The organism is Ruminococcus hominis, from assembly GCF_014287355.1.
Lineage (GTDB): Bacteria > Bacillota > Clostridia > Lachnospirales > Lachnospiraceae > Schaedlerella > Schaedlerella hominis.
In genome coordinates this window covers 1,853,776-1,866,792 of sequence record NZ_JACOPE010000001.1, presented here as the reverse complement: position 1 = coordinate 1,866,792, position 13,017 = coordinate 1,853,776, and the positions used below count along the sequence as shown (strand labels likewise).

The window sequence follows — 13,017 nt, the reverse complement described above, 5'->3', positions numbered from 1 at the left end:
GACTGATAGATGAGATACAAAAAAGTTGTGGCAGGTTTACTTGCAATTTGCTTAATAGTGAATATAGTACCAACAACGGTAATGGCAGAAACACTTTCTCAGGGTACAGATACAACACAAGAATATACAGATGAATCCAGCGAAAATGATCAGACTCAGACAACGGAACCTGATGCTGGAGATAATAGTGCTGAAAATAATAACGTCAACAACGATAACGCTGACAATAATAGTGCTGAAGATAATAACGTCAACAACGATAACGCTGACAGTAATAATGCTGATCAGAGTGATACAGAAACAAATGAAACAGGCAGCAACGAAAGAACAGAGACTGAGATGCCGGAAAATACTGCGCAGGAAGGTGACAGTGATGTTAGTGTAACTGCGACTGACGGAAAATTCACCTTAAAGCAGTTGAAACAGGCAAATATCAGTGGCCTAATCATTTCTGATGATAATACAAAAGTCACAGCTTCAAGCGTAGAAGCGTTAATCCTTTTATCACATTGTACAGCAGCTGAACAACAGAATCTAATTATTGATATAAACATTACGGGTAGTGAAGTGGATCTTACAACACCTACTACAGGACCGGATGGACAGCAGTATACATTTGCCGGATTTGGAAGTGAAGAAGTACCTTTTTCTGGACAGATTACCGGACAGAAACCTGTTATAATAGCAAATCGTGCAATTTTCGGTGGATTGTCTTCAAGTGCAACTGTAATACCAGGACAACAGATTAACTGGGCAGGTGACGAAAGTTCTCCAATGTTAGCAGATGTCTATGTTCTGACAGGTGGAAAAGAAGCAGGTATCCCAATGGCATTCTTAAATGGAACAGGAGCGATTGTTGGTAAAGTAAAAGGAAATGGTACATTTAAGATTGGTAATCAGATTACATACCGTAATGAGGTATCTATAAATGGAACTAACCATGCAGGATTACTCTGCAATATATTAGAGAGCGGATCTGTACAAATTACGAACGATTATGAATTCCCAACTAATGGATATACGATAAGTGCAACAGCAGGAAATGCCGGTGGTTTGATTGGACAGATGAAGGAGGGTACTCAGCTGATTGTGGATAAGCCGGGGATTAATTTAACTGCGCTCAGTGTAAGTGCAACAGCAGGAAATGCCGGCGGTTTAATCGGACAGATGGATGCAGATGCACGGATAGTCGTAAATCAGGCAATAGTATTAGACAAACCATCAGTAACAGCGAGTGTAAATGCGGGTGGGTTTATTGGTCAGGCAACAAATGTATTATTTGAAGAGACAAACCAAAAGATTACACTTACGTCTCCAGCAGTAGCAGCTACAGCTGGTGGAACAGTGGGGGGCGTCATAGGACGGTATGAACTCAGCGGAAAGGGAAACCAGACTTTCCCGACATGTATTGATATTACAGATCCGGTATTACAGATTAATCAGGCAAGCAATGGCAATGGTTATATTGGTGGATACTTTGGCGTATTAAGTCTGAAAGATGGCACGGATTATACAATTGGGGACAAAACTGAAGCAATTACATTACATATCACTATGAACAATTCTAATTATATAAGGGCATATGGAGCAGTGGCAGGATGTGTTCAGGGTGATCTTAATAATGGAGTATTAAATGCGCTTTATTTAAAAAAACTAAAGATTAAATCTGATTATTATGGCACCTATAGAACACAGGCAAAATATCATGGGGGTGTGGTTGGTGAACTAGGTGCAACTGGAAACAGTAATGCTGCAGTATATCTTGAGGCAGATACCATCGAAGTAGAAGATACTAATCCGTATGCGTATAATGATAATGTCTCCGCCGAAACTATAGATAGGTGTGCGTTTGGAGGGATTGTTGGTCTTTCCGCCAAAGGAAGCGTGTCTAAAATCAGAAACATTCAAATCAATACTGGAACTGGAGAGATTAGCAAAGGTGGAGGCAGCGTTGGTTTTGCAGAGACGGGCAGCGCAGTTGAATTGTCTGGAACAACAGATTTTTCTAAAGTACGTTATGCAAAGTATTGGAGTGCAGGACAGATTGTAGGAGGACAAGACAGTGCACTGATTTATGCAAGAGGTGATGGTGAAGGAAATGGATGGATATTGGAACGATGTCCAAGTAATTATGCGAGCCAGAACAATGACATTGGAAATTATGGACATGTTATACGGCTGAAGGCAGAAGGCACAACAACTGGTTTAAGTTCTACCCTGATAGGTATTAATGATGCAACTCATCAGATAAATCTGGCAAGTCCATCAGATACGAATTTCCTTGACGGAGCATCGATTGCTAATACAGATGATTTTGCATTGTTGAATATTGCGTGGAGTACCCATGGAGCTTTTCCAGTTGCAGGCGTAACAGCTGCTAATTATAGAAATCTTCAGACTCAGACTATCACACTTAGTGGAGATGTAGATTTAACAGGGACTGGCATTACAGGAGTTAGTAGAGATAGTCAGCAGGATAATATGGTATATTCTGGAACAATAAATGGTCAAAAACATACAATTAAGTTAGCTTTGGGTGAGACATTTGGCTTGAGAAATGGAAATAAGATATCCAAAGGAGCAGAAGGTGGAGGAAAACTTTATCCGTACAAATGGGGAAGCTATTATAATCATACAGCTATTGGTATGTTTGCTCAGGCAAGAGGGAATGTAAATCAACTGACAGTAGCGGGTCAGATTACAATGAGTAATGTCAGTGATTTTAGCAGTGTAGGTGGATTTGCGGCGAAGGCGAAAGGAAGTACTGTTTTTTCAGGGGTCAAAATAGAAGAAAAGATTACCATTGATGCACCTAACACAAAAAAGACTTATATAGGAGGAGTATTTGGAGAGGCAACTGACAGTTCGGGTGGAAATATTGAAGTGACTTTTCAAAACAATTCTATAGTAAAACCAGATATTACGATTCAAGAATTAAATTCGAATAGTGATTCTTATATTAATGCAGGAAGTATCATAGGTTATGGTTCAAAGCAATTTCATAAACTTGCATGTAATGGTTTAACTGTAGGTGGAACTATTGAAGCAAAAGGTAGTAATTATAATTATGCATATGTAGGAGGATTAATAGCAAGAACAGCCCGAGGTGGGCTTGCGTGGATTGAAATTCGAAATTTAATCTATGAGGGTCTTAAAATCGATGCACCGGAAGCACAAAAAGTATGTGGTGGTTTGTTTGGAAGTATTTGGGCGAATGTGGGTGTATACTTTATGGGTTTAAATGATGACAGTGATGGAACATTTACAGGCACAAAATTAACTGTAACAGATGCAACTATCAATGCACCGAAAGCCAATGTAGGAGGATTAGTATATCGATCCAGTGGACTTTGGGAAATCCGAAAAAAAGGAATTGATATGCAGAAATTTGTTGTCAATGCCGGAAAAGATGTTGGATTACTGGTGTGCCATGGGGAACGTGGAAGAGAGATTTTAGAAAAATCAGAAACAGAAATTGCGGCATTATATTTAACAACAACAACTTATTGGAAGGATGAGAATGACTATTCCTATAAAATAGGAGAAAATGTAAGTATAAATTGTGCAGGAGTGTATGATGAGTTTGTTGCATATACAGCAGCATCAGCCGATGCAATTACAACAAATAATGTGAATGGTATTATTTCTATAGCTACGAAAAATCGAGAGGGTGTGGCAGAAAGTGAGAATAAGTGCACAACTTATGAAAATCGTACAGAATTTGGTAAGCAACATAAGACAAATGCTTGTAGTAGATACTATTATGATTTAGATCAATGCTACAAAGATGCATATAATAATAAGAATGGTCGTATAGATACACAGTCAGAATTGATGTTATGGGATGCCTATCAATATGCAGATACATCCCTGAAAAATTATTTTATTTATGATAATGGTAATACAACTTTACGCAATGATGCGACAAGCACTATTATCGGAGGAGAATCTGCAAATGGACTTGCTGCTCTTGATATGCGGAAATATAGCTATTATCCAATAAATTTGGGTGTAGCGAGAATGACTGTTCAAAATGTGACAATCAAATTTTATAATGAAGATATTGAAAAGGCTGAGGGTAATAATAAATCAACAAAAAAAACAGCGAATTCGCAACATTATACAATGCATTGTGGATTGTTCTTGGATTATACAAATTCAAAGGATTCAGATAAAAAAGAGTATACAATTAATGTCAATAATGTGAAATTCCAGGGAACAATTGGGAAGACTGCACTTGGATCGGGAGTTATATTTGGCGGAAATGTTGAAGGAAGCAGTGTAAATGGTACATTGTATCCAATTACTATGAATCTAAATAATGTAACTTTAGATGGATTCAGCGTATATGATTGCGGAGAATCCTATGCGCCATTGTTGATTAATCAGCTTTCCAATTATACAACACTTACGGCAACTGGCATAAAAGCAACTTCAGAATATGAGAATAATACAGAAAAAAGATCGGCTTCCAGTTTAATCGGTAATGTTGGGTCAGAAAATGGTAATCAAATTAATATGACATTTTCTGGGATTACTTTACCAGATAAAACGGTTGCTAATGGTGGTATATTCACACATGCAACACTTTTGGAGAGTTTTCAATATGCCGCAGATGGAATTGCTGTTGCTACATATAACTTTACAAAATCAGAAGACTGGAATGGAACAGATCATATTCATAAAGTGACTTATGGAAAGGAAATATCTGGTTCAGAAGAGTACGCAGAACTTCAACTCTGGTATTTTGATGAGGAAGGATATGGTATAGCTAAAGAAGATGGCGGAAATGTAGTATATTCAGATGAAAATAAAAATACGGATTTCTCAAGTTATCTTCCGTATGTATGCAATAAACATGTAAATACTCAAGGGTATGCACATGAAATACGAGTAAATCAGCGACCGGTAAGTATTACAACAGGATGTGGGACTTATGGACACCCATATAAAATTACATCAGAAAAACAGATGAAGCATATTGCAGAATATCTGGCAACAAGAAATGCACAGAAAGACTGGGCAATTCGAGTGACTACAGATCAGTCTACGATGTGTACCGGTGGGAACAATCATGATGAAGTATATCAGTATGATGGAAAGGGCTCTTGGGTAAGTGTAAGTGACAAAACTACAACGTTATCCAATACAGTGATGCATCTTTATATGTTGAGCGCATATTATGATATTCAGGGTAACAAGGAAACAACGACTGGTATATTCGGTACACAAACATTGGAAACAGAAACCAGTAATACAGGAAAGACACTGACATTGACGGATTTCCGAGGATTTGGGTCAGAAGCTTATCCATTCCGTGGAGTAATCACCTGTACAGATAAAAATAATCCGACAACAATCATTCTAAAAGGAAGTGGAACAGGCAATGGATTGATTCCATATAGTTATGGAAGTGTGGTAAAAGACATTAATGTCAGCTATCAAAGCGGTACACAACTGGGGATTACAAAATCTATAAGTTATACTGCTAATAGTACTTCGGAATATTATTCAGCCACATTTTTTGGTGGTGTGATTGGCAGCATTATGGGTGGAGATAATATTATAGACAATGTGTCAGTGGACATGAGTACGAACTGGCTTGGCCTTTCTGGTAATCGGTCTTACCTGGCTCAGATAGGTGGTTATGTTGGTTCGATTGTTGGCGGTGGAGTAATTTTCCGAAATATGGATGGAAAAACCGGACTTACAACTACCCAAGTTTCGGGAGCAGATCCGGCAAGCACTTCAACTGCAAATTTGTATGTGAATCCATATGTTGGTCGTGTATTAGATGGTTATGCATTTAGTGAAGGATGTGCAGTAGAAAACACAAATAAGAATTATAAAATTAACGAACTTAGTGCACATAATGATAAGTGTATTACAACAACTGGCGAAAGTACTTCAAAAGTAAACAGAACAAATCCTATGCAGACAGAAGTGAAAGATGCACAGGGATTGTTGGTGTTATCAGCTATTGTAAACAGTGGCGCTGCAGCAGGTGGTGATACAGCAGGAACAGGAACTTATGGAACAAATGCATACAGTGGTAATATTGACGCTTCAGATGCAAGTGGTAAATATCGTTTTGGAAATGGAGTCTATGGCAAGGTAAGAAATGCTTTATATAGTCATATCGGAGAGAATAGTACAAGTGCTGAAGGCGATATCATTAATGACTTTGCTTTATCCGTATCAGATGACCGCAATTCACCTGGATATAATGCTGCCAGGCAGGAAGCACAAATGGCATCTACATTAGATAATGCAACAAATGCTCCATATCTGGTAACGAAATATGCGAATCCTGCCACTTTCTATATTGGAGGGAACGCAAGAAGTACGAGTATTGTATTATCTCAAAATGGAACCTATGATATGAGTAGATACGGAACAGGATATCAGGGAATATCAGCCAGATATCGGTCATATGCATTGTATTCCAGTATAGTGAAATATCCATTATCTGAACGTGTAGTACCATGGATTACAAGTGTGGATGGTAAAGATAGTATATTAAAAGTAAACATGCCTGTTCAGGAATATAGTGATGATGATTTCCATGCGGCATCAATTGGCGGCCTGTTCAATGTGTTACGCCAGGTACCAGATGAAGTGCCCGCGGATCAACGAGAAACATATCATATGCTTCAAAATCTGACAATTGGAAGTAATAATAGTACAGAAAAATCAGTTATTACATTGAGCTATGTTGGAGATTCACTTTCTGGATTTGGAAATAATAATCAATATAATGTTGGTGTTGGAGGATTTGCAGGCAGTACAGCGGGTGTATCAGCAGGTGTAAAACAGGTATCTACGGCGAATGTGCGCTGTAAGGAAGTGAAAATTCAAAATCTTGATATTAACAGTCCGGCAAGTGCAGGTGGTTTATTTGGTAATACAGGCCGCGGTGCTGGAGCAAATACAGATATTGGAATATTAATAGGACAATCAAGTAATAGCTATAATAATTATTTCGGGTTAAATCTGATCGATTGCACCTATGATAGTTTGAATATTACAGGTAAATATGCATCTGGTGGTTTTGCAGGTTATGTAGACAGCGGAGCAAATGGGCTGATTAGTTCTGTTAAGAATACGACAGGAGCTGAATTGAAAATTGGTGATTCTTCTACAATTATGGCAAGTACCGGTACTTCATATGCTGGCGGTATATTTGGCAGTGTAAAGACAAATCTTGAAATTAATAATACGGGAGATGGGAGCAACTATAAAAATGTTATTGTAAAGAGTACAACAATTTCTGCAACAACGAATGCCGGAGGTTATGTTGGACAGGTTGAAAATAGCAATAATGCAACATATAATATAAACAATGCTGTATTTAAAGATGGTAATGTGACGGCAAACAGAAATATCGGTGGACTGATTGGTAATTCTGAAAGTACGCAAAATAATAGTATCAATAAATGTAATATAGAGAATAGCCAGTTAAATACAAAAAATGTAAACGGACTACAGACAGGGGGATTGATAGGACGGATTGGAAACGGTCAAATAGGAATTACACACTCTACGGTTCAAGGCCTTACAGTATATGGGGAGTATTCTGGAGGATTAATTGGAGAGGTGATTGGTACTGTTACAGTTGAAGATACTGAAATTACAGGTACAGAGTCAAAGAAAACTATAATTAACAGTAAGAATGGTGCAAGTGGTATATATGGACGTTTATCTACCAATAATCCGATTATAATGAAAAGATGTCAGGTGAAGTATACAGAAATTACTACTACTCAATGGAGTGCAAGTGCTTTTAGTGGAGACATTCATTCTTTATCTGGAAAAAATGCCAGTATATCCATTTATGATTCAAGTACACAACATATAAAGATAACTGCTCCGTTTAGTGGTGGAATGGCAGGGGAAATGAGAGGAAGTCTGACAGCATCAAATATAGTAATGAATGATGTGGAAATTATTGGTACGAAGAATACGGATAATAAAGGATTGTCAGGAACGATTATTTCTAATCCGGAAAGTGGGGCGAAATACATTTATGTTGCAGGTATAAGTATGCAAAATATTAACATGAAAGATAAAAATGGAAAAGTAGCTGATAACTTATATGGCTATACATCTGAGGCGTCCAAAGAGGCGATTGGTAAAAAATGTTATTTTGCATTTGCGGATTATACAGGTACATCCTTGAAAAAGGAAGGAACAGTACTTCAGCCGGGAACTGAAACAGATGATTTACTGGATGTGACAGGAACCTCACCATATGCTGTTACAAGTCCAAAGAGTACATTAAAAGTTGAAAAAAATGGAAAAGAACAGTTCCTTTATGGGGACGGAGCAGCATGGACAAAGTCGGGCAATGCATTTAATGTTAATGCGCAGACAATTGTAAATGAGAAAGAAAATTCAACAAATGGACATTTCTCATACAAAAATACAGGTGTAGCTACATTTGATTTTGAAGCTGCATTCTCGACTTATAACGAAAACCAGAAAAAAGAAAAGAGTACAAATAATAACTTCCCTGTGCTACGAATTTCTGGTGGAGATGTAACAGCTATAAGTTCATATTTAGATATTCTAACAAATGGAGGATTTAGTGCAGCAAATGCATTGAATACAAGTACTACAAAACATGTTGTAGTGAGTGCGGATGTATATAGTTACAAAGATGCGGATACATTTATATATGATGCAGCTCAATCTTCAGCACTTCGTGTAACGACTGATAAAAACGGACAGATTAGTTTTTCAGCGACAACAGATTATGATAATGATAAAAATCGATTTATACTTCTGACCGTAACATTTGCAGAAAATGGACATAGTTATAATTTGCAAGTGCCAGTATTAGTGCGTCGTATGCTGGAAGTTGATTTTACTGCGACATTGACGCATGGCACACATTTTAAGAGCAGTGAATATGATGGCCTTACAAGTCATGTATTGGACAGCTACGACAGTACAATTACAGGTTATATTACATATGTGTATAACAGTGCAATGAAAAAATATACAGATTACGGATGGCAGAGTTATGTGGATGCTGGTGGTGATATTGGGCAAATAATGGATAAACATATCATATGTAATCTTCCGGCAGGCACACATTTATCATTGGTAGACTGTCAGGATAATAATAAGACTGTATATTATCATGATATAACTGATGATGAAGCTAAAAATCAGGAAGTATTGTTGAGTAATTTTGTAAATACATCAGGAATGAAATTTATACAAAAATCCATTGGAGAATTACTGGGAGCAAAAGTTGAAAAAAGCGTTGCAGGTAAATTTATTAAAGTTGACGAAAGTGGTAAACCAGATGGCGGTAAAGATGATCAGACTTATCCGGCTCCGACTGTACGGATCAAAGGAAAGGATGGGTATGAGTATTATCGCCTTGCCGGGACAGGAGAAACTGGTGCATATAATGTAATGATAGATGAAGATGCACTTAAGAGTGGAACAACGAGCAATGTAAGTGAAAATTACTATTTAGTAATTACAGTTCCTTCAACTAGTACAAATGAAACATTTATCAATGGTGGAATTGATACAAATCTGAATATTAGTGTCCCGAAACATATTAATTGTTTGTTACGAGATAATAAAGCAGAAGCTACTTTAGATCCGAAATATAATTCGGCTAGTACATATCAGATTTCTAAAGGATATGAGCAGGAATTAACAGAGAGTTTGGGTGATGATGTAAGTCCAATCAAATTGATCAGTGTGCTGGACAGTAAGTTACAGGTATCTATAAAAGATAAGATTACATTTCCGAATGGACAGGCTTATTTAACAACCGATCAATTATATCAGAAGTTTACTAGTAGTATTCAGGTCAATCATAATGTGAATGGAACATTAGATACAAGTACATCATCGTTCCCAAGTGGAACTAGCGGAACCGTGCATTATTATGTATATACAGAAAATGATGGGAACCGAACTTATTATTCTTATGACGGTAAAGCATGGTCAGATGGATCTTATGACAAGCAGGAAGTTACAAATGGTGGTTATGTGTGGACATCTGATGGTGGCAATATGGAATTGGTTTTGTCTACAGATGGAACGATGGAAAACGCAATTAGTTTAGAAGGTGTACGTAACAAAATTAAAGGAACTGATAATACTGCCAGTACAACATTCTATATAGAAGCAATTATGGAGGTTATACTTCCGACAGCCGGATTGGATGTAATACCAGAATCAAAACTGGTAGGCAATGCACCAGAAAATTATGCAAAATTAATGTATACATCATTGGTGTCTACAGAGAAAGACAGCTTATCGTACAGTAATAATCGAGCATCACTCAGTGCTAATAAAACAAAGGTAAGTTACTATCGCGATGAACCAGAAGGAGTAAAGCTGACGTATGATGCAGATTATATAGACCAGCTTGGAATCAATCTACTGGATTTGGGGCAGAACGTGGATGTAGATAAAAACTACGCAAATATTGATACCACGGCACTCTATGATTTATCTTCTATGAAGAATTTGAAAGAAACTCTTTTGAAATCAAATGGAGTGAGATTTACAATAAGAGTACTGCCTAAGAATACTACAGGAACTTTAGAAGAATATGGTGATGTACTGGAAGATGCCAGTCAGTATCTGACAGTTGAAGTGAATTCACCGGGATATGAAAACTTTACAGAGAGTAAGGGAACATGGAGTTGGAATATTCCGAAAAAGGTTTATGTAGATAATGCAGAGAATCCATCAGAATTGAAAAACAGTAATATATTTGATGGCTCTATATTTACACAGGCAATTCGCTTAAAGATTGACGTGAAAAATGTAGAGAATATGAATCATTTCTACTCAAATTATAAAATATTACTTTCAGCAGAAATTCTGAATAGCAATGATACAACAATAGAAGGCACTTATAAAAACGATAATATTATTTATACAATAACGAAAATCAAAACAGAATTTGTAGATGAAACATCTAATTGACCAGATAGGGACGGGGTTTAATGGCTTTTTTGCTCGCAAAAAAGCCATTAAACCCCGTCCCCTTTGGTCTAGTTCTTGAAAACGTCCCTTCCCTGTGATAAAATATAAAATGATTTTTTGTACTTTTTTATCGATTAAAAAGCAGGAGGGAGGTCCGCCGCAGGTGTTACATAGAAAGAAACACTCGAATGACAGAGATAGAATGGCACAGAATTCAGAACATAGTGCAAAACAATTAAAAAACAGGCTTACTTCTTCTATGATAGCTATTTTTCTATTGCTTCTTGCCTCGCTTGCAGCGACGTATGCCTGGTATATTTATAATACAAGCCGCCATACGACGAATGTTAAGATGGCAGCAGGTACGGGGGTGAACCTGCAGATTAGTAATACATATGACGGGGATTACAGTTCAGCTACTGTACTTGCAAAGTTTCCGGGGCAGCTGGTACCGGTATCAACGAATCGGATCAGCGGGGGATTTCAGAAGGTTACGTTATTTAAAAATGGAGGAGAAGGTCAGGCACCGCTTGTTACGGATACTTTTACAGGCGGACAGACAAGTGATTATTACCATACAAAGCTTTTCCTTCGAACGACAGGTGGTACAACCGATATTTATTTGTCGGATATTGGATATGAGGACAGTGATGAAGAGAATCCGATTTCTTCGGCAATCCGAGTTGGATTGGTCGTGCATCATCCGGGAGAAGACCAGCCGCCGGATTCGGAATACATTTTCGAAATCAGTGATAAGAAGAATCCGCAGGCACAGTATAATACGGATGATGGAGAAGAGGGCTCGGTGTTAGATTGTACGAAGACAGATGGAACAACCGTTCCATTTACAGCATATACTTCAGATGCGTATTGCAATTATAATAAAAGCACCGGTGAGGTGACATTGAAGCAGAACTCGAAAAAAATCTGTACCGTGTCCGGTGACGGAGAAGGAAAGGCAGGGCGTTCTGTGGAAGTGGAAGTGTATATCTGGCTTGAGGGATGTGACGAGGACTGTACGAGTAATCTGTCCGGTACGACATTACAGAATCTGGCATTATCATTTGCCGGAATTGTCAGATAAGAGATAATAAAATGAAAAGGCAGGTGAGGACTTGTGGCAAAAGAGCAGAAAAAAGAAGAAAATTTAGAGGAAAAGCAGGATGTCAGACAATTGAGACATTCATTTAGAATGGCAATCGCAGGTTTGCTTCTTTTGGTTCTTGTGGCAACGGGTACAACATACGCCTGGTTCTCACTGTCCGGAAGGGCATCGACTTATGTCACTCCGATGGGAGGAACAATCAGTGAAGGAACGACATCTCTTTTGATTTCAAAAAATGCTGCCGGCCCATTTGATAAAACTTGTGAATTGGCATACGCAGGGAATCCGGATTCGCTAAAACCGGTATCGACAGCAGATTTATCTCATTTTTATAAAGCAGTCGCACAGGATAAAGAGGGAATCGCGGTATTTTATCGCAATGCGGATGACGTTGTGGATGCACAGACATTACACGGAATAGTCTATTTACAATGCCTGAATGCACCATGTGATGTGTATTTTAATAAAGAGCAGTTAAAACTTGGAACAGATGCGCAGGCACTTGCAGCAATGAGATTTGGCGTGAAGATCACAGCAAAAGAGGGTACTAAGACATATATTTTCAAGTTAGATGAATTGGGAGCTACAGGAAATGCACAGTCACAAAAGACGATTCCGGGCAGCGCACAAGTCGTATCTGCGGTAAATGGAAGTGGATTGCCGGAGTATGTAAGTGATCCGTCGACAGCTCTTTCTGATTATATGGCAAATGCAGGAAACGGTGACAATGATTTTAAGGCGGGGACGACCAGACTGATAAGGCTTGAGAAGGATGAAGTGGCATCGGTAGAGTACTGGCTTTATCTGGAAGGATGCGATGAACAGTGTATCAATGAGGTGCAGAGTAAAACATCGGATATCCAACTTGCATTTGCAGGTGTGGAAGTGGAATAATCTTGCCGGAAGAACCGACAAGCATGGATAGAAAAAGAGGATGAGAAAAAGAA

Annotated in this window: 3 protein-coding genes; all 3 read left to right on the top strand. The window is 38.1% G+C overall.

The genetic code is table 11. From position 1 onward, the window contains the following. Positions 1 to 9 precede the first annotated feature (9 nt). The 3 genes from H8S40_RS08200 (at position 10) to H8S40_RS08190 (ending at position 12,964) form a co-directional block, all read left to right on the top strand. Positions 10 to 10,965, top strand: coding sequence for a hypothetical protein (locus H8S40_RS08200; RefSeq protein WP_186865015.1), 10,956 nt, complete (start codon positions 10 to 12; stop codon positions 10,963 to 10,965). Positions 10,966 to 11,128: 163 nt separating this feature from the next. Continuing rightward, entirely contained in the window at positions 11,129 to 12,049 is a 921-nt protein-coding gene (locus H8S40_RS08195) for a hypothetical protein (RefSeq protein WP_186865014.1), read from the top strand. A 33-nt stretch (positions 12,050 to 12,082) separates the two neighbouring features. Then, on the top strand, positions 12,083 to 12,964 hold the full coding sequence (locus H8S40_RS08190; protein WP_186865013.1) for a hypothetical protein: 882 nt from the start codon (positions 12,083 to 12,085) through the stop codon (positions 12,962 to 12,964). The last annotated feature ends 53 nt before the right edge of the window (positions 12,965 to 13,017 follow it).

Excerpts from the sequence above, each read along its gene's own strand:
- H8S40_RS08200 (WP_186865015.1), top strand. The coding sequence starts at position 10 with ATGAGATACAAAAAAGTTGTGGCAGGTTTACTTGCAATTTGCTTAATA.